Below are 19546 nucleotides of genomic sequence, written 5' to 3'. Positions count from 1 at the left end.
ATGGACGGATGCCCGCTGCGTCATTCATTGCCTTTTACGTCACTCGCAAAGGAACCATCATGTATACCAAACCCAGGGATTTGCCGCCCGCGTCCGAACTGGACGATCACGGCAAGCGCCGGCGCACCGCTCTCTCTTGCATGGCGTGGGCGGGCGCAGGCGTGTTGTGGACGATCAGCGGCGGCGTGCCGCGCTCGAGCCTGGTTTCCTCGGCTCATGCCGAGGAAAACGCGCAGTCCTTCAGCTTCGTGCAGATCAGCGATAGCCATATCGGATTCAACAAGGATCCGAACACGGAACCGGCGAGCACGCTCGAAGCAGCCATCGGCCAGGTGCGAAAGATGCCTCAGCGCCCCGCTTTCATGATTCATACCGGCGACATTACACATCTCTCGACGCCGGCCCAGTTCGATACGGCGACGCAGATCGTCGGCAATGCAGGCATGCCGGTGCATTACGTCCCCGGCGAACATGACGTGCTCGTCGATAACGGCGACCCGTTCTTTGCGCGCTTTTCCGTGCAGTATGGACGCGGCAGCACGCGTCACTGGTATAGCTTCGACGAAGGCGGCGTGCATTTCATCGGCTTGACCAATGTAATCGACCTGAAGGGCGGCGGCCTCGGCTTCTTAGGCGATGAGCAACTCGCATGGCTCAAGCAAGACTTGCAGGGAAGGACGAGCAGTACGCCTATCGTCGTATTCGCGCATATACCGTTATGGGCGCTGTATCCCGCATGGGGCTGGGGCACCGACGACAGCGCGCAAGCACTCACCTTGCTGAAGCGCTTCGGTTCGGTGACGGTCTTGAATGGACATGTGCATCAGGTCGCGCAGAAAGTAGAAGGCGACATGCGTTTTTATTCGGCTATGTCGACCGCGTTTCCGCAGCCCGCGCCGGGCGCGGCAACCGGCCCTGGACCGATGAAAGTCGGCGCAGACCGCTTGCGATCGATGCTCGGCTTGCGCGCCGTGACGCACGTTGCGGGACGCGAGCAGTTGGCTATCGTCGATACCTCGCTGGCGGAGGCAGGAGCATGAACATCACGCTCATTCGACAATGCGCCCGGCAGCTTGCAATCGCGCTCGCGATCAAGGGCCTCGTTGGCGCGATGCCATCCGCTTGCGCCGAAGAACCTGCACAGCAAGTGGCCGCTGTGAGCGCGCCTGTCGTGTCCATCGACAACTTCGCGTTCAACAAGGACACGCTGACCGTCCCTGCCGGCACGAAGGTGACATGGACCAATCACGATGACATGCTGCATACCATCGTCGACGAAGCAAAATCGTTCAAGTCCGATCCGCTCGACAGCGGCGACAGCTTCTCGCATGTATTCGACAAGCCGGGAACGTATAAGTATTTCTGTTCGCTGCATCCGCACATGACAGGAACCATCATCGTGCAATGAATGCGCGACGCCACGGCGCGGTCTGTCAGCTTCGCGCTTTGGCGATCGCATCGAGATTGCCTTCGCCAAAGCCGTGATGTCCGCGCCGCTCGACGATTTCGAAGAACATGTCGCCCGGCTCGCGTTCGATGAAGGTCTGCAAGAAGAGTTGCGGCGTGCCGTCGGGAAGAATCTCGCCATCGACGAGAATTCCGCGCGTGCGCAGCTTGTCGATAGCGAGGCCATGACCGGGCAGGCGGGCATCGATCTCGTCGTAATAGCGTTGCGGCGGCATGAGAAAGCGCACGCCCCGCGCGCTGAGGGCGTCGACGGAGGCGAAGATATCGGCGGATGCCAGTGCGATGTGCTGCACGCCCTCGCCTTCATGATCGGGCAGGTATTGCTGCATCAAGTCCGTGCGATACGTGCCCTTCTCGTAGACCGTAATGCGAATGGAGCCGCATGGCGAGACCGTGACAGCGGAATCCTGCGACACGTGCCAGTCCGGATGCACTTGATGAATCTCGCGGAAATGCAGCACGTCGTCGTAGAAATCGAGCCATTCGCGGATGCGGCCAGCGCCGACCGTCTGCGTGAAGTGATCGACTTCGAGCAGGCCCGCGCCTTTGAGATCCGCATTCGCATCGGGAATCGCCCGGAAATCGATGTCGTATATCGATGTTTCGCCGCTATTCTTGCCCGGCCAGTGATCGACGAAATAGATATGCGAATCGCCAATGCCTTGAATGGCCGGTATTGCCAGTTCGTTGGGGCCGATCTTCTCGCCTTCGAAATCCCATGCGCCGTAATCGACGGCGCGCTCATGCGCCGTTTGCGCATCCAGCACGCGAATGCCGATGGCCGCGATGCCGACGCCATGCGTTTCGGCGAACCGCGTCGCGAATGAATCCGGCTCGGCATTCAGCAAAAAATTCATGCTGCCCTGCCGATACAGCGTGACCGCCTTGCTGACGTGCTGCGCAACCGGCGTGAAGCCAAGGCGCTCGAATAATGCGGCGAGCCCTTGTGGATCGGGGCTCGAAAACTCTACGAACTCCAGCCCCGCAATGCCGAGCGGATTCTCGCCGATCTGAGATTCGGCGGCCGTGCTGGCGGACGGAGAAAAGTCAGCGGAGTCAGGCTGGGTCATCGGCAATACCTCGAATTGTACGAACTGGTTCACGGATGCGAAAACTACCATGACTGCCGCATCGCGTGCCACCATCGCGTTTGCGTGGCACATCTTTGCAGCTAGAGTAGCGGCAGCGTGTCGTTCGTGTCAAAGCGGGGCCCGCCCGCGCCTCAGCCGGCCAGCCGCGCGGGGCTCATCGAGAGACGCCTGACCTGCGGCGGAAATACATTCCAGGTGCCATCTTCGTGGCGGAAAAAGATTATCGCAATGGAGCCGCCTGCATGCCACGCCTCGATGCGAACGAAGCGCATGCCCGTGAGATGCGAACGGCACAGTTGCACGACGCGTGCCGGATGCGCCGGCGAAGGTGCGAGCCATTTATCGACGGCCCAGTGAAGCGAGTTTTCGGGGGTGTCCATGATGGTCTCCTCACATGGCTAAAGACGTATTCAGTCCGCTATTTGCAAACGCGCTTCCACGGCGGCGCCGTTCAGCCGAAACATAGGCCTTGAGCAGTCCCTTGAGCGCATCGAGCGCGACGCCTGGATGAACGAGGCACGCGCGCACTTGACTGCTGCGGGCTTCACCGAACAGGCACCATGAAACGAAGTGCTCGCAGTTGTTGGTCAACAGGCGGTAACGATCCTCGCCGAGCCTGCTGCGTGCGCGGCGCACCGCTTCCATGCCGATAAAACGTGCAGCCGCATGCTGGCGCATTGTCACGCCATAGCCGCCCGCAAACTGCGCGAGCGTCACTTCCTCGATGGGACCGCGATGCAGTGACTTGGCGAAGCCGGCATAGTGGATAACCATGCCGTTACCCGCATAAATTCCGTGATGCTCGTACCCGGAGCGGCGCGTGACGACTTCGGCGCCGAGGGAAAAGCCGTGCTCTGCGGCTGTTTCATCGAACGATCCGGACGTTTCGCTGCTTGACATGACTCGCTCCGTTATGAGTTCTTCGGCTGGCGCCAGGTGTTTGTGCGACGCCTGGTTGCGATGTCATTTGCAGCTTTCTTGCCAGTTTTTTAGTGCCTTGATTTAATTGAATTTATTGATTATCGTCGAGCCGGAGTGACGGCATGGTGTTTGGGTCAAACAAACGGCGCTGGCCCGTTTCTGTTGGGGCTTGGCCATCTGTCGGTATGCGCCCGGGGTGTCGGTGGAAAACTGACGGGCGATCGCGAATGTCGGTGCGCGCCCAACGCCAGACGACGCAGACCCGCGTCGAGTGGGCTCCGAGCGCCCGCCACGACGTCGGCATACGACTTGCATTGGCTCACTCGTCCCTCGAAGCGCTTTGCGGAGAACCAATATGAGCGTCCTATCCGTCACCGATCTCGAATGCAGTCGCGAACTCGACGACGCGGCGATGTCGGCCATCAGTGGCGGCGGCGGCGCGCCGTGGGTCTTTGGCTGGATCACGCCGTACATCTCGGGGCGTCAGGAAGGCTTTGGCGGCGTCGTGAATATCTACGACATCACGAACAACTTCACTGCGGACCAGATGATCAATCAGTTCCAGTCGGTCGATGTCCATAATTCCGGCAACGGCGCGAATCTCACAGTCAGTCCGAACGCAGCGTCGGCGAATAGCGTGGGGTAGCGCCCAGCGCGTTTAGCGCGCGCTTTCTGGCGCACAATCGGCGGATTGCGTGCGCGCTTCAGGACCAAGGGAGGTTGTCGTGACCTTCACGGCTGAATTTAGATGGACATCGGCTGCCCGCTCCGATGTCGGATGCATTCGGCAAATCAACGAAGACGCCCTGCTCGATTCACCCGAGCGCGGTCTATGGGCCGTCGCCGATGGCATGGGCGGACACGCTGTCGGCGATCTGGCGAGCCGTATGGTCATCGAGAGCCTGTCAGCTATCTCGTCCAATGGCGGGCTTGCCAGTGTCATCGCGGATGCGCGCGAACGTCTCATCGACGTCAACGGCAGGCTGCGCGTGGAGGCCGCCAGACGGCTGGTATCGCGCATCGGCAGCACAGTGGTCGTGCTTGCCGCCCGGAACGGCGCATGCGCTTATCTCTGGGCCGGCGACAGTCGAATCTATCTGTTCAGGAACGGAAGGCTCGTGCAATTGACGCGCGATCATAGCCACGTCGAAGAACTCAAAGCACGCGGGCAGTTGACCGCGGAAGAAGCGCTGCATCATCCCGCGCAGCATTTGATCACACGCGCAGTGGGCGCGCTCGACGTTCTCGATCTGGATGAAAGCACCGTCGCGCTGAACGACGGCGATACCTTTCTCTTGTGCAGCGATGGCTTGTCGAACGAGATCAGCGAAGCGGAAATGGCAAGCGAACTCACAGCGGGCAACTGCGAGCTTGCCGCGCAAAGACTGCTTGAAAAAGCGCTCGAACGCGGCGGGCGCGACAATATCTCACTGGTCGTCGCGCATGCGGAAGACGTGATGGCGATGGACAGGACTCAAGTCAATCCGTCGATCTAGCGTCTCTCGCCTTTTGCGCTGCAAGCCGGAAATCCTTTGAGTGCAGCCCATGTTTCTTCAATAGCATTTGCAGGTGCGAACGGTTCATCTCATAGCGCCGCGCCAGTTCCGCTACGGTGCCGCCCACTTCCTGCAAGCCGCGTTCGAGAAAGGCTCGCTCGGCTTCGTCGCTTGCGACGCGCTTGGCTTCGCTCAGAGAACTGGCCGTGGCAATTCCGTCGCCGCTTGCCGATGCTCCGCCAATGGCAAGTGACAGCGACGACTTCGGCCTGATATCCAGCGGAAGATGCTCGATATCCGCCATATCCCCGGCCAGACAAGCGAGCCGGTACACTACGTTGCGCAGCTCGCGGATGTTGCCGGGATAATCGTAGTGGCGCAGAAAATCGCGCAGCCTGGGCGACATTTTCACGGGCCGGCGTTTGAGCGTGGCCGCAGCTTCGTCGCCGAAATAAGCGAGCAGAAGCGGTATCTCGTCGCGACGCTCGCGCAGTGCCGGCAAGGTCACGTGTATCACACTCAGGCGATAGTACAAGTCCTCGCGAAAGCGCCCTTCATCGCAGAAGCGCCGCAAGTTGCGGTTGGTCGCGGCGACGATGCGCGTGTCGACCGCGATAGGCTCGTCGGAACCTACTCGCTGAATCTCATGCGCTTCAAGCACACGCAGTAACTTCACCTGGCCTGAAAGCGGAAGCTCCCCGATTTCGTCGAGAAAGATAGTCCCCGTGTGTGCGCTTTCGAATTTGCCTTTGCGGTCGTTCGTTGCGCCGGTGAAAGCGCCTCTGCGATGCCCGAATAACTCCGATTCGAGAAGATTGTCCGGAATCGCGCCGCAGTTGACGGAGATATAGGGTTTGTCCGCACGCGAGCCGTTGGCGTGAATGACCTTGGCCATCAGTTCCTTGCCGGTGCCGCTTTCGCCATCGATCAAAACGGGAAGGTCGGTCGGCGCAGCTTTCTCCGCAATTTCCAGTGCTTCCAGCAGTTTCGGGTTGTCGCCGAACGTGCCTTCGAAAACGAAGCTGCGTTCGATCAGCGCCTGCCGCCGGGCCGCAGCCGACAGCTCCCGCTTCGGCTCCGAGGCTGCGGCCTGCACGAAGCGCTCCTTGTGCGAAAGCTGCATGACTTCATCGCGCAATGCGCTAGCCTGACGCAACAGCTTCTCGATTTCCGGGCGCTCGAGGCGGGAAGTCCATCGCAGCGTCGAGCGCAATATCTCGATCTTCTCGATGATTCCCGCATACGAAATCGCCGATGCGGGCACGCTGTCGCTTTCAGGCTGGTCGAGTATTTTCATGCTGCGCTCAGTTGCTTCTGCACGAGTTGGTAATACATGCCCTTTCTTGCGACGAGTTCGTCGTGCTTGCCTTGTTCGACGATGCCGCCTTCATAGAGCACGAGAATCTTGTCGGCGCGCATGATCGTGGAGAGTCGGTGCGCGATGATGACCGCCGTGCGTCCCTTTAATATCTCCTGCATGTTGCCGAGGATATTGCTTTCCGATTGCGTGTCGAGTGCGGACGTGGCTTCGTCGAACACGAGCAGTCGCGGATCGTGATAAAGCGCGCGTGCGATGCATAGCCGCTGTATCTGTCCGCCCGACAGCCCGACACCCCGCTCGCCGACCACTTGCTCATAGCCGAGTGGCATGCGCGTGATGAACGCGTGGGCATCGGCCATCTTGGCGACTTCCTCGATGCGCCTGCGGTCCGGCGCTTCGTCGCCGCTCGCGATGTTGTCTGCGATGGTTCCCGAGAACAGCAGATTGCTTTGCATTACATAACCGATCTGCGCACGATAGAAGCCTTTGTCGATCACGTTGATGTCGTAGCCATCCACCGTCATCTTTCCCTCACCCGGCGCATAGAATCCGACCAGCAATTTTGCAAGCGTCGTCTTGCCTGATCCGCTGCGGCCAACCACTGCAATCAATTCACCCGGCTTGATATCGAAGCTGATGTTTTCCAGCACATAAGGCGTGTCGCCATCGCCATAACGGAAGTACACGCCGTTGAAGCTGATATTGCCCTGAAGGTCCGGCAACATCACGCGCTGCTGCATGTCAGAAGGTTTCTGCTCCGGCTCGATGTCGAGTACATCGCCAAGCCGCTCCATTGCGACGCCCGCATCGTTGAGCAGGCTCCATAAGCCGATGAGTCCCATGAGCGGCGACAGCACGCTTCCCATGAAAGCGTTGAATGCGATGAGTTGTCCAATGGTCAGTTCGCGTGAGAGCACGAGATTCGCGCCGACCCATAACACCGCGATGGTCGTCGCAGCATTCAATAGCTGACTGCACAGCCCCACGACGATATTGAACCGCTGCGACTTGTACTGCACTTCCAGGGACTTCGCGTACTTCTTCTCCCATTTCAGGCGCACCGCCCGTTCGATGCCCATCCCCTTCACCGTTTCGACGCCGCCCAATGCCTCCATCAGATAAGAACGCGCGTCCGTGCTGGAAGAGAACATCTCGCGCGCATTGTGCTTGATGCGCGGCGTTGCCAGCACCGTCAGCGCCATCAGCGGAATCACGAATGCGATGAGCAAGAGCGTGAGCTTCACGTTGTAGAGAAACATGATCGTGAAGTAGATGAACACCATCAGCAGATTCAGCACTGTCGTGACCGTGGACTCGGTGAGAAACGCGCGGATCGTATGGTTTTCCTGGAAGCGCGCGAATACGTCCCCCGTCTTGCGCTTCGCAAAAAAGCTGAACGGAAGCGAGAACGTATGCTTGAAGAACTGCGACATCATCGAGAAGTCCATGTTTCGCACCATGAAGTTCGCGAGATAGGCGCGTATGGTGGACATGAGTTGAGAGAAAACGTTGGATACGATGAGTCCCGCAATCAGCACATGCAGCAGCCCGACGTTCTGATGCACGATCACGCCGTCGAGAATGTTCTGGATGATGAGCGGCGGAACGACGCCCAGCATCTGAATGACGAACGTCGCAAGAAAAAGGTGCAGCAGTATCTTGCGATAGGGCTTGAGATAACCGACGAAGCGTATCCACGGCGAATTCGATACCGCCTGTTGCACGAGGTCCTGCGCAGGCGTGAAGAGCAGGCACGTGCCGCTCCAGCCACGTTCGAACTCGCCTGCTGTCATCTTTCTGAAGCCGATAGCCGGGTCCGCGACCCAGACGTTCTCGCTCGATATCCCATAGACGACGATGTAGTGATAGCCCTCCCAATGCGCGATGAACGGCAGCTCGAAACCACGCAGCGATTCATAGGTGCACTGCATGCCGCGCGTGGTGAATCCGAGTGCTTCGCCGGCGCGCGCAAGGCTGTCGAGCGTCGCGCCTTGCGTCGTCACGTTAGCGAGTTCACGCAGTTTGCCGAGCGTCATGCCGATGCCGTAATGCCGGCATATCATGGCGAGGCACGCAGCGCCGCAGTCCATTTCTTCGGCCTGTTCGACCCATGCGAAGCGCTTGATGACGCGCTCGCCGAATTCCGGCTTTGACTGAAGATCGAGCATCGCCGGCAGCTTGCGCCGTTCCGCCAGCTTTCTTTGCCGCTGCAATTCACGCTCGATGTATCGGATGCGCTCTTCGAGCACCTCGCGCAGTTTGACATTGCGCTCGATGATGAAATGCACGGTCTTTTCAGGTATGACGAGCAGCCGTGTATCGACGCTCGCAATGGCCGACGCCATCTGCTCCTGACGCATCACGCAAGCCTTTTCGCCAAAAATCTCGCCGGGGCCGAGCGTCGCGATCACATGTTGCTGGCCGCCTTCATCGCGCACGAGGCGCACTTCTCCCTGCCGCACGACGTAAAGGCGTCTGTCGTCGCGCGTGTCCTGCTTGAAGATCTCTTTGCCTTCGCCGATGCGCTTGACGCCGACGCTGCGCACGCACTCTTCGAGTTCCGCCTTGTTCAGCTTGCCGCGCAAATCGAATAGCTTCGCGACGAAACCTCCGGCGGAAGCAATGGCGACGTAGCTCGTGACAAACGCAAGCGCGGCGGGGTTCCTCGCGATGACCGGCTCGATGACCTTGCGCGGAATGAACAGCAGTTCTGTCTTGCCCGAGGAACGCACCGACGACTCATGCCGATACTCGCGCAACATGGCGATATCCGCGAACGTCTCGCGCTCCTTCTTGACCCCCATGCTGATTTCCTTGCCGTGCTCTTCCGTGAAGATGCGCACGGAGCCGGCCCTGACGATGAACAGGCCATCGGCCGGATCGCCCGCATTGCATACGGTCTCGCCGAAGGCATAGCGGCGCGACTCGGCGTGCGCGGCGAGTTGCTCCGTTTCCTCGCGCGAGAACGGAGAGAGTATCTCGACTGCCGCAAGAAACTCGGCCGTCGAATCGAAGGTGGAAGGGGCGTCCATTGGCGTGGCGGCGCTTTAACGCGCTTCGATGACGTGCTCTTGCGCACGCGCAAGCAGCCATTCTTCGCGCAACAGCCGGCGTATTTCGGCCGTCACGTCTTCGTCGAGCGTCGCGGGGTACGTGGCCGTCACCGCGAAGATTTCATAGGCGGAGCCATCGGCGGATACGAACGGGCCAAGAAGATCGCCGGGCGCAGCGTTGAAGACTTTCGCCTCGATATCCGGCTTGAGCTGCCCACGCATGACACGTCCAATGACACCGCCGCTCTCGCGCGTATCGGCCAACGAATGCTCGCGCGCCATGTCCGCGAAGCTATCCGGGTCGTCGCTGAGATACGAGATCATTTCTTTGGCGCTGCCCTCTGTGTCGAGCACGATATGACTCACTTCGATGCTGTCGAACTTCGGCGAATTTAGTTGAAAGTATTCTTCGATGGCCGGCTGCGTGCCGACGTTCTCCAGCATCTTTTCCTGATAGAGCGTGTCTGTGATGAAGACTTCGAATTCGTCGAGACTTACATTCAGCGCATCGAGATAGTGATTCATATCCGCCGCGCGATGCAGCCCGCGTATGCGCCGGAACTGATCGGCGCGCGTCTGAATCTCATCGGCCGTCAGTTCGATCCGTGCTTTCTTGGCCGCACGTACAGTGAGCTTGTCGCGTACCAGTTGTTCGATGAGTCCGTCGAACTGACCGTTGAGTTTGAGATGCCGAATGAATTCGCCCACATCGACCACTTCATCATCGATACGCACGATTGCTGTCATATCGTTCTCCGTTTGGTTTAGCCAGCCACGTTGCGGAATGGATCGAGGCCCATGTCAATGAGCCGCCGTTCACGCACGACGACTTCCGCCGCCGCGGTCATGCCGTAGCGCAGCGGATATCGCGTGCCGCCAATCTGGTAGTAGTCGCGATCCAGCGTGACGCGACCTTCATACACGGGCTGTTTCGTCGCCGGGCTTGGTTTGGCAGCGGGCGAGATGAACGCGAGCGTGCCGTCGATCACGCCATAGCGCTGATAGGGGAATGCATTGAACTTGATCTTGACGCGCTGCCCTTCTCTCAGGAACGCGCGATCATGCTCTGCAATTTCGATCTTCAAAACAGGACGGGCATTGGCGGGCGCTATGCCGCCAAGCGGCGTATTCGCCTGAATCTTGTCGCCGGGCTGCGTGGAAGTCACATCCGTGACGACGCCCGACACCGGGGCCAGTATCAACAAGAAATTATCCTTGTCGATGTTCTCGAAGCGAATGCGCGCCGCGGCGTCCGCGACGAGCCGCGCCGTCTGCAATTGAAGACGCAACTTGTCTTCCGTGCTTGCGACTTCCCGCATGGCCGCCTCGTATTGCAGCCTGAGATTCGTCGATTCCTGACCGCTCGTTTCGAGTTGCGCTTTGGCCTGAGTGAATTCATGACTCAAACGGAAGTCCAGTTCCGCGAGCTTCGCCTGCTCGACGCGATAGGCCCCGTCCGCTTCGAGGTAGATATTGCGCTTGGCATCGACCTGCGATTCGGACACGCCGCCGCCGCCCGGCAACGCGAACAGGCGGGTGAAACGATCGAGTTCGTTCTTCGCGGCATCGCGTGCGCGCCGAGCATTTTCGAGCGTGCTGCGCTGTTCCTGCAGTTGCGCCTTCTGCCCTTCAGCGAGCTTGCTGGTGCCCTCGGTCACGCGCTGTTGATGCTGATGCTCTTCCACTTCCATCTGATTCCTGAGCGCCACGATCCTGCGTTCCATGAGCAGCTTCTTTTCCGGAAACTGCTTCCACTCACGCTCGGCATCGTCGAGCTTGAGTTGCGCTTCCAGCGCATTCGTGGCCGCCTCGATCGCGCCGCGCGCGTTGAGACGAGCGACGACATCGTCCTTGCGAACGGGTTGCCCTTCGGCAATGTACAAGTCGGCCAGTTCGCCATCGATCGGCGCATAAAAGCGGCGCACTTCCGACTCCGGCGCGAGCGTGCCTTGCGCCGTCACCATCACATCGGCATGACCGACGAAGGACCACACGAGCGCGGCAGCCACGAGCGATACCATCGCATAGATGAGCGCTCGCGTCAGCTTGAGCGGTTCGGCCGTGAGAATGGCGACGCCCTCCGCACCGTGAACCTCCAGCGCCTCGGAGAACGGCTTAAGGGGCGCGTCGCGCTTCATCGCCTTCTCCTTTGAGCAACGCGAGCTTGCTTTGCAGCAAAGCCGGCTCGAGCACCATACGGAGGTCCTGCAGCGAACGCCGTTGCAGATCCACTTCGTTGTCGATATCGCCTTTGAGGGCTGCCCATTTCTCAGGATCGCCGTTGACCTGTTTCAGGATTCGCATGCCACGCGCGGCTGTGTCTTGCGCATCCAACAAGAGGCGCGCCTGTGTGCGGAACGTCTCGGATACGCCCGATTCAAGGCGCTGCGATCCGCCAATGCCGCCGTTGGTCCGATAGCGTGTCCATAGTGTTTGCGCCTGATTCATCAACGATTGCGCGCGGGACGCTGCCTTGCTTTTCAGCGCAGCAATGTCAGGTGCGACTGCTTTCGCGAAATATGCATCACTCTGTGCATCCAGAGTTTCGTTGAAGGAAAGCACCGAATCTTCATACTGTTTGGAGCCGCGCGCCTTTTGCAAGTCCGCGAACTGCGCGGCGACCGATTGCTTATGCGCGATTTCCTTTTGAACGATTGGCGTCCACGTTCCTTGCCGAAGCTTTTGCAAAGCATCGATGGCGCGTGCGCTATTTCCATTCGTCCATGCGGCCAACACCGCCGCGTATTGCGCAAGCACATCCGCCGGTGGCAACTGACTTGCGCTCATTTGAGCAAAGCGCGTCTTGAACGGCGGCGTCGAGAAATTCGCTTTGCTCAAGGCCGCAACCACTGGCGCGAGGCTCGGCTCGCTCATTGCGCGCTTGAGGTTCGCGTAGGCGTTCGCATCGGCGCGAACGCGATCGAGGCCGCTGAGGCGTGGATACTTTTCAGCGTATTCCTTGAGAGTCGCGTCGATGGCATCGGGATCGTCATCAGCGAGACTCTTGACGATGCTCGCATTCAGCCGGTCGATAGCCGTCAGATAAGCTGAATCGTCGCTTTGCAGCTTGCGCAAGTGACTCAATGCGAGCGCATAGGGTTCGCGAAACTCGGGCACGTATCCCGCGATGCGATCGAGATCGCGTTGATGACCCGTCGCGTCCGCTTCCCAATGCTTGAGAATGCCTGCGATGCTTGCTTCATCCACGTACATGCGAATGGGCGCATCGGGTCCGCCGCGCCCAATCACGAAGCGTTCGAGCTTGCCTATCCAGCCGAGTTCGTCGAGCATCGAACGCACGTCCGGATTGTGCGCGCCCAGCGTTTGCATCTGCGCGAGGATGACATCCGCATCGGCGTATTTGCCTGCACGCAAGGCGTCGAGCCAGCGCGGCACGCCAGATTTCAGCACGGCCTCCGTGTTCATCGCCGTGAAGCGTGCGTCATCGGCATGCCCTTTCAGATATCCGTCGCTGAAGGCGGCGGCTTGCGTATAGTCGCCACTTGCCATCAGCGACTTCGCGCGACGTTCCGACGACCCTCCATAAAAGAGCGCAATTCCGGCCGCGATCAATGCGACGACGATGCACGCAACGACGATGCGTGTGCGTCTGGCGGCGCGCGGGTCGTCGGGAGCGAACGCCTTGCGCAATTCCGCCATGAACAGCGCGACTTTCGTCCGCTTGCCCGAATGTTTGACAGAATGCACGTCTTTCGTGGCGGCGTGTGCGTCCTCGTTGACTTCGTCGTCGGCGGGAGCGGCTTGGTCGATGCAGAAGATATCGAGGAACGAGTGCGCCGAGCCGACGAACGTCGTCTTGTCGTTGTCCTGCTCGGCCTCGGCTTTTGCGGCCGCGGATGGCTGGACCAATTCGGTGAGCGTCGATTCGCTCTCGTCGCCATGGAGATGAACGCGGTAGGCGAAGTGCGTGCCGCCGAATGCGACCGTGTCGCCGTTCTTCAGCTCGACCGCGTGATCGGCGATTCGCTGTCCATTGACGAACGTGCCATTCGTGCTGCCGAGGTCTTCGACGAAAGGCGCACCGCCTTTGACGAACAAATGCGCGTGGCGCCGCGATACGTAGTTCACCTGATGCGGATATGCGTCGCGATACCGCGCGAATGTTTCATCGCTCTTGCTGAACAGAAACGGAAACCGCACGACTTCGATGGGCAGCAGTCCGCGATCGTCGTGTTGCGGCACGAGCGTGATGCCGAGCGGCCTGGGAACGCGCGTGCGGCGTTTGCGCGGCACGAACTGTACGCGATACGTGAGCCGGTTGCCAAAGGCGATTTCGTCGCCATCTCGCAGTCGCACGGGGACGTCGCGCACGGGCGTGCCATTTACCGACGTGCCATTTTTGCTCGCGAGGTCCGCAATATAGGCGTCGCCGTGTTCAATGAAAATACGCGCATGCCGGCGTGATAGTTGCGCCACAGCGTCGGGCGGGCTTTCATCAAAAGGCGGCTCCGCGCGGCCAATCGCGAAGAGATTTTCATCGATGCGTATTTCGCTCAGCGAATTGCCCGGATCGTCGCGCGACACGGGCTTGAGAAGGACGTCGAACGCCTCGCCCACGCTTGGCTGCTGTTCCGCTATCGGATCGCCTGGGGCCATGTTCACGTCGCAAGGTTCGTCCAGCCGCCCTCGGTGCAAAGCGCATGCGGCGGCAGTCTTGAGTTTAAGTCACGCATCGTCGTAGTCAATTAGCAGCGCTTTGCACATCGACTGCGGGCCATCCGCCGCCGAGCGCCTTGTATAACGTCACCGTGTCCGAGAGCATCTGTTGATGATTCGCGAGCAACGCAAGCTGCGCGGCCAAAAGCGTACGCTCGGTCTCGAATACCTGGAGTTGCGAAATCACGCCTTCCTTGAGTTGCGCATCGATTTGCGCCGCCACGATGGTCAGATGCGCGACTTCCTGCTGCAACTCGTCGCGCTGCTTCGTGTGAGCATCGAGATTGACGAGCGCATTCTCGACTTCTTCAAAAGCGCCCATCACCGTGCTTCGATACTGCTGTTCGACGACGGTCGTTTGTGCCTGCGTTGTCTTGACGTGAGCACGCACGCTCGGGTCGAGTATCGGAATGTTGATGCTGGGTAGAAAGCTGAACGTGAAGGACTTCAATAAGTCCGTTAGTGCGAAGCTCGCCGTTCCGCCGCGCCCGGTGAGACTGATGGTCGGCAGTTGCGCGAGCTTCGCCTGGCCGACGAGATCGTACGATTCAAGCACGCGGTATTCGGCGGCGATCAAGTCAGGCCGGCGCGATAACAATTGCGACGGCAAGCCAGACGGCACAGGCGGAATCTGCACGCGCTTTTGCAGTTGACCATCGGGCACCTTGAACTCGCCCGCCGGAACGCCGGTTAGCGTTGCCAGCGCGTTGTTCGCAAGATCGCGCGAGCGGCGCAAATCGAGCAACTCCCGCGTCAGGCGGTTGAGCTCCGCGCGCTGTGTCAGCACCTGCGTATGAGGCACGAGGCCATTCTTCTCCATCCCTTCGAAGATCGTCAGGATCTGCTGATTCGTCGCGATGGTCTGTTTCTGCTGCTCGATCTGATCATCGAACTGAAGAATCTGGAAATAGGTCGTGGATACGCTTGCCACGAGTTGCAGATAGCCCGCGCGCCAGTCGGCCTCGGTCGCGTGGAACTCGGCCTTCTGCGCCTGTACGCCTTTTTCCACCGCGCCCCAGATGTCGATGTCCCAGTTGACCTGCGTGCCGAGGTTGTATTGCTTCGAGAACGGCTGACCCGTGGTCTTCTCGAAGCTCGCGCCCGCGCCGACATCCATCGTCGGCAGTGCACCCGCTCTCGCCTCGCCGATTTGCGCGCCTGCAACTTGTATGCGCGCGGCCAGCACCTTGATATCGAAGTTGCCTTGGATCGCCTTGTCGACGAGCGCATCGAGATAGGGATCGCGAAACTGCTTCCACCAGTCGGGCTGGATAGTGTCGGCGGCGGCGACCTTCGGGGCATCGAACGTCGTAAAGGCGGTTTTCTCAGGCGTATCGGGACGCTTGTAAACCGGCACTTTCACGTCAATACACCCCGCCAGAAGCACGGACACGCATACACTCGCACATCCGATGGTCCGGCACAACGATGACAACAGAGCTGGCACGATCGACTCCGGCGCTCACGTTGATGATGGGAATTCGCGCGCCAGTGACGCAGCGCGGTCACGATGCGGATTGCTCGCCGTCTCGGGAACGACGGGCAATCCACGCCGCCGTTCAAGGCGGTTCATGCGACGGAGTTCCCCGTACTCCGCTTACCGAGGCCGCGTCGCTGCGCGGCCTTCCTCTTCCGGCACGATCACAGCACGTACGGCCCGTAGACGTTGATGCTGCTGTCGTTGTGCGCCTTTTGCTGCGGCTCGACTTTCGACTTGATGTCATGCGCGAAAGCGTCGTTCACGCCGTTGACGTTGAACGTCTGCTGCGCCTGATCGGCAAGCTGTTGCGTGTTCGCGCTGAGGCTATAGCTCGAGCTGTAGCTCGGGAAGTACAGGCCCATGCCGCCACGCACGGCGGACATTTCGGCGCCGTTCATTTCGGCGTGATGGACGAGATCGTGGATGCTCAATGTGGACATGATTTCAGGCTCCTGGCCAGGCGTAGGCGGGTATGGAAAGCACGCGCGTCGATCAGCGGACCATGAAGCCCGAACCGATGTTGATGTTGCTGGTGTTATGCGCTTCCTGCTTCGGCTTAACATTCGACGTGATGTCCTCGCCGAACGCGACGTTCACGCCGTTATGGTTTTCAGTGCTCTGCTTCTGGTCGATGAGTTGTTGCGTGTTGAAGGTCAGGTCGTACTTCGACACATAGCCGGGAAAGTAAAACGAACTGCCGCCGCGTACGGCCGACATCGCACGGCGATCGAGTTGTTCGGTGACGGGAAGGTCCAGGATGGTCAGCGTCGTCATGGTGGTTCTCCTTGGGTGCGCATCGCGCGTTTGGGTGGGTTCGAGCATCTGTCTGCTCGGGCCACTTAAACGCATGAGGTGTGCCATGTTTCGCGCTTTTGGCCGTCTTCCTTGCTGCACAAGCATCAGAGCGATTCGACGGGCGGTTCGCTCGATATCGCACTGACGTCTCGCCTCCAACACTTCGCAGTCCAGCTGTTTCTGTCTCACAGACAGCGTTCACTTCACGTAGATGGTGATCTTCTTCGAGTAGATCGGCGGGTTGTGCGGAATATGGCGGTCATCGCCCATGAGAAGCTGAAGCGTGTGCTTGCCCGGAGCAAGCTCGATCATCGCTTCGGTTTCTCCCGCTCCGTAATGCAGATGATTGCGGTCCGACGGAATCTCCTGATCGAGTGGCGGCAAGTCCGTATCGACCAGAAGATGGTGATGGCCCGTGTTTGGAAACTTGACGCCGCGCGGCGCGACGCCCATGAAGCGCAAGCCGAACCACACGCGGAAAGGCTTTCCCGCAGGCATCGTCTCTCCGTTGTTCGGATAGCCGATATACGCATAAGCGTTTGCGGCCGCGGGCGTCGGTCCGCCTTGCGCGAAGCTCAGATCGAACGGCGCCGCGAGCAGCGCGACGAGCAGAAGCGAACGGGAGCGCGCAAGCGCGCCAGCCTTATGCAGTTTCATGTCGTAAGCCCTCGGCGTTACGCGTTACGCCCGCCTCACGTCACCGTGATCGTAATCTTCTTCGAATAAACAGGCGGGTCGTGCGGTACGTGGTTGTAATCGCCCATCAGCAATTGCAGCGTATGTTTTCCGGGCGGCAATTCGACGCGCGCATCGGTTTCGCCTGCGCCGTAGTGCAGATGATTTCTGTCGGACGGAATCTCCTGATCGAGCGGCGGCAAGTCCGTATCGATCAGCAGATGATGATGGCCGACGTTCGGCATGTCGATGCCCTTCGGACAGACGCCCATGTTGCGCAAGCCCATACGCACCCATAGCTTGCCGCCGCTGATCACAGCGCCGTCGGACGGCCAGATGATGGAGGCCTCCGCATTCGCCGGCGCAGGCGTGCGGCCACGCCCCGCCGAGAAAGATCTATCGGCGGCCAGGGCGGCAAGCGAAGCCAGTGCGCCCAGCACGGTTCTTCTCAGCATGTCGTGGATGCCTCTTCAGAAAGCAACAGGAGATCCGGCAGTCGCCCGCGTTTTCGCGATGAGACGCACGTCCGTGCTCGACATGCCGCGTGGAGTTCGCTTCCAGATTAGGACGTAACGTTTTAAAAAGATACGTGCGTCGGAAGGGATGCGTATACCGCATTCGCATCCCTTCTTTTAGGGGATTAAACGCCGAAAGACAGCGTGATATCGTTGCTGGGTAGGTCAGCGCACTACGTTGCAAGGTGTTCGCTGCGCTTGCCGCTCACTCCAGCCGGACGTAAAGAATATGAAGATGTGGCGAATTCTATTCATCGCAGGCATGTTCATGATCGGCGTGGCGTTCGCCCCGTCTCCGTCGCCGCCCTTTCCGCCTGCCGTGCATAACGTCGCGATTGTCGTCGGTAATGCTGATTATGCGGAACGTGCGTTGCCGGGTGCGCAACATGATGCCGGGGATGTGAGCGCCGCACTCTCGTCGCTGGGCTTTGACGTGACGCAACTGACGAACGTCGACGCAGACGCAATGCAGCATGCGATCGATGCCTTCGTCGATCGTCTCGGTCCCCGTGATAACGCGCTTTTCTATTTCGCCGGCCACGGCATTCAGGCTGCCGGCGACGCAATGCTGCTGCCGATCGACGTTCACGAGAATGCGCCGCTTCAACTGATGACAAAAGGCGTTGCAGTGCGAGATCTAATCGCGAGACTGGCGCATCGAAGGCCGCTTGCGAATAACATCGTCGTGCTGGATACGTGCCTCAGCCATCCCTTCGGAAAAACGCCCGCCCGCACGCTAGATTTGCCGCCGCGCACGCTCGTTGCGTTTGCAGCATCGCCGGATACATTGGCATCCGAAAGCGAACACAACGGCGTGTTCACCGCAGCGATTCTGCGGCAACTGCGCGGACAACGGCGTGTATCGCCCGCATTGTTCGATGCCGCCGCTCTCGACGTCGCTCGCCAATCGCAAGGTGCTCAGCAACCGTGGATCGCATCGACTTTACGCAACGAGGTCGGGCGGCAAGTATCCATCATGCAAATGACGGCCGCCGACGAAACACCGGTGCGCACGCGCGGCATTCTTCCGAAGGACAGCAACGAGCAATATGAGTTGACCTTCTGGGATTCGATCAAGGACAGCATGTATCCCAGCGATTACGAGGCGTATCTCAAGGCGTATCCGAACGGGCGCTTTGCGGCGCTTGCCAAGGCGCGCATCGACCGGTTGCGTGCAAGCGCAACGGCGAAGCCCGCTGCGCCTCCGCCCGGCAAGCCTGCCTCTCCCGCAGTGACGGCAGACAAGCCACGTCAGGATGCCGCCGCCTCTGCAGCGGTCGCGACAAAGCCCGCTACCAACGCCAACACGACCGTCAAGGCCGCCGCCAGCGAAATCAAGGACTGCGCTGCGTGTCCATTGCTGATCGCGATTACGCCCGGCAGCTTCACGATGGGCAGCAACAACGACGATCCCGCCGAGAAGCCGCCGCATCACGTGACGATTGCGCGGCCCTTTGCTATCGGCAAATACGAAGTGACCGTCGAGCAATGGAACGCCTGTGCGGATGCGGGCGCATGCACGCGCATCGCTCCGGACAGCAGCGCCGCCGCGCCGGTCGCCAATTCGCCGATGCGCAATGTCAGTTGGGACGACGCCCAGGTCTATGTGAAATGGCTGAGCAAGGTGGGCGGCAAGCCGTATCGCCTGCCAACGGAAGCCGAATGGGAATACGCCACGCGCGGCGGGACGCAGAGCACTTACTGGTGGGGCGAGCAGATGAAAAAAGGCACCGCCGATTGCAAGGACTGCGGCGAGCCGTATCGCGCCGACGCGCCGACGCCCGCCGGCTCGTTCGCCGCCAATCCATTCGGCCTATACGACACGAACGGCAGCGTATGGGAATGGGTCGCCGATTGCTGGCATAGCTCGTACAAGAACGCCCCCGCCGACGGCCGTGCATGGGACGATCCCTCCTGCTCGGTGCGCGTAATTCGCGGCGGATCGTGGCGCGAAGGAGCGGCCTATATGCAGTCGGCGACGCGCTTCAAATACAGCGCAAGCGTGCGCCAGTCGCAGAACGGCTTCCGTGTTGCACGCGATGCGCAATGAAATCA

General features: G+C 60.0%; 18 protein-coding genes. 5 read left to right on the top strand and 13 right to left on the bottom strand.

Annotated elements, in window-relative coordinates:
* Positions 1-59 precede the first annotated feature (59 nt).
* Together AB6804_RS11440 and AB6804_RS11435 are read left to right on the top strand one after the other, a co-directional pair.
* A complete protein-coding gene (locus AB6804_RS11440; protein ID WP_370886554.1) occupies positions 60-1040 on the top strand; it encodes a metallophosphoesterase in 981 nt (326 codons plus the stop codon).
* Entirely contained in the window at positions 1037-1408 is a 372-nt protein-coding gene (locus tag AB6804_RS11435) for a cupredoxin family copper-binding protein (RefSeq protein WP_370886553.1), read from the top strand. Before AB6804_RS11440 ends, AB6804_RS11435 begins: the two co-directional genes overlap by 4 nt.
* Positions 1409-1433: 25 nt before the next feature.
* On the opposite strand, the gene AB6804_RS11430 is transcribed toward AB6804_RS11435, so the two are convergent.
* The 3 genes from AB6804_RS11430 to AB6804_RS11420 form a co-directional block, all read right to left on the bottom strand.
* Positions 1434-2537 (bottom strand): 4-hydroxyphenylpyruvate dioxygenase family protein, encoded by a 1104-nt coding sequence (locus tag AB6804_RS11430; protein WP_370886552.1) that lies wholly within the window; start codon positions 2535-2537, stop codon positions 1434-1436.
* 152 nt (positions 2538-2689) lie between these two features.
* A complete protein-coding gene (locus AB6804_RS11425; RefSeq protein WP_370886551.1) occupies positions 2690-2938 on the bottom strand; it encodes a hypothetical protein in 249 nt (82 codons plus the stop codon).
* 10 nt (positions 2939-2948) lie between these two features.
* Positions 2949-3458: a lecithin retinol acyltransferase family protein gene (locus AB6804_RS11420; RefSeq protein ID WP_370886550.1), complete on the bottom strand. Its 510-nt coding sequence runs from the start codon at positions 3456-3458 to the stop codon at positions 2949-2951.
* Between the two features lie 376 nt (positions 3459-3834).
* On the opposite strand from AB6804_RS11420, the gene AB6804_RS11415 reads away from it, so the two are divergent.
* Entirely contained in the window at positions 3835-4125 is a 291-nt protein-coding gene (locus AB6804_RS11415; protein WP_370886549.1) for a hypothetical protein, read from the top strand.
* A gap of 79 nt (positions 4126-4204) precedes the next feature.
* Positions 4205-4975, top strand: coding sequence for a PP2C family serine/threonine-protein phosphatase (locus AB6804_RS11410; RefSeq protein WP_370886548.1), 771 nt, complete (start codon positions 4205-4207; stop codon positions 4973-4975).
* Here the strand turns inward: AB6804_RS11410 and AB6804_RS11405 are convergent.
* The 10 genes from AB6804_RS11405 to AB6804_RS11360 form a co-directional block, all read right to left on the bottom strand.
* Complete coding sequence (locus tag AB6804_RS11405; protein ID WP_370886547.1) at positions 4959-6272, bottom strand: sigma-54 interaction domain-containing protein; 1314 nt, start codon at positions 6270-6272, stop codon at positions 4959-4961. The genes AB6804_RS11410 and AB6804_RS11405 overlap by 17 nt on opposite strands.
* Positions 6269-9328, bottom strand: a complete 3060-nt coding sequence (locus tag AB6804_RS11400) for a peptidase domain-containing ABC transporter (protein WP_370886546.1) — start codon at positions 9326-9328, stop codon at positions 6269-6271. Before AB6804_RS11400 ends, AB6804_RS11405 begins: the two co-directional genes overlap by 4 nt.
* A gap of 15 nt (positions 9329-9343) precedes the next feature.
* Positions 9344-10096 carry a peptidylprolyl isomerase gene (locus AB6804_RS11395; RefSeq protein WP_370886545.1) on the bottom strand — a complete coding sequence of 251 codons (753 nt, stop codon included), beginning with the start codon at positions 10094-10096 and terminating at the stop codon, positions 9344-9346.
* A gap of 17 nt (positions 10097-10113) precedes the next feature.
* The gene (locus AB6804_RS11390; protein WP_370886544.1) at positions 10114-11487 is read right to left on the bottom strand and encodes an HlyD family efflux transporter periplasmic adaptor subunit; all 1374 of its coding nucleotides are present in this window, start codon (positions 11485-11487) and stop codon (positions 10114-10116) included.
* Positions 11465-13966 carry an FHA domain-containing protein gene (locus tag AB6804_RS11385; RefSeq protein WP_370886581.1) on the bottom strand — a complete coding sequence of 834 codons (2502 nt, stop codon included), beginning with the start codon at positions 13964-13966 and terminating at the stop codon, positions 11465-11467. The genes AB6804_RS11390 and AB6804_RS11385 overlap by 23 nt, the downstream gene beginning before the upstream one ends.
* Before the next feature lie 85 nt (positions 13967-14051).
* Positions 14052-15461 (bottom strand): efflux transporter outer membrane subunit, encoded by a 1410-nt coding sequence (locus AB6804_RS11380; RefSeq protein ID WP_370886580.1) that lies wholly within the window; start codon positions 15459-15461, stop codon positions 14052-14054.
* A gap of 206 nt (positions 15462-15667) precedes the next feature.
* On the bottom strand, positions 15668-15946 hold the full coding sequence (locus tag AB6804_RS11375) for a hypothetical protein (protein WP_370886543.1): 279 nt from the start codon (positions 15944-15946) through the stop codon (positions 15668-15670).
* A gap of 52 nt (positions 15947-15998) precedes the next feature.
* Complete coding sequence (locus AB6804_RS11370) at positions 15999-16280, bottom strand: hypothetical protein (protein ID WP_035963663.1); 282 nt, start codon at positions 16278-16280, stop codon at positions 15999-16001.
* Positions 16281-16499: 219 nt separating this feature from the next.
* Positions 16500-16958, bottom strand: a complete 459-nt coding sequence (locus AB6804_RS11365) for a DUF4399 domain-containing protein (RefSeq protein WP_370886542.1) — start codon at positions 16956-16958, stop codon at positions 16500-16502.
* A gap of 35 nt (positions 16959-16993) precedes the next feature.
* Complete coding sequence (locus AB6804_RS11360; protein ID WP_370886541.1) at positions 16994-17431, bottom strand: DUF4399 domain-containing protein; 438 nt, start codon at positions 17429-17431, stop codon at positions 16994-16996.
* Between the two features lie 295 nt (positions 17432-17726).
* On the opposite strand from AB6804_RS11360, the gene AB6804_RS11355 reads away from it, so the two are divergent.
* Positions 17727-19541, top strand: coding sequence for an SUMF1/EgtB/PvdO family nonheme iron enzyme (locus tag AB6804_RS11355; protein WP_370886540.1), 1815 nt, complete (start codon positions 17727-17729; stop codon positions 19539-19541).
* Positions 19542-19546: the final 5 nt, after the last annotated feature.

The sequence above is a fragment of the Caballeronia sp. RCC_10 genome (genome assembly GCF_041360715.1).
In the GTDB taxonomy this organism is placed as follows: Bacteria; Pseudomonadota; Gammaproteobacteria; order Burkholderiales; family Burkholderiaceae; genus Caballeronia; species Caballeronia grimmiae.
The sequence above is the reverse complement of the archived record's forward strand: the minus strand, read 5'-3'. Positions and strand labels throughout refer to the sequence as shown.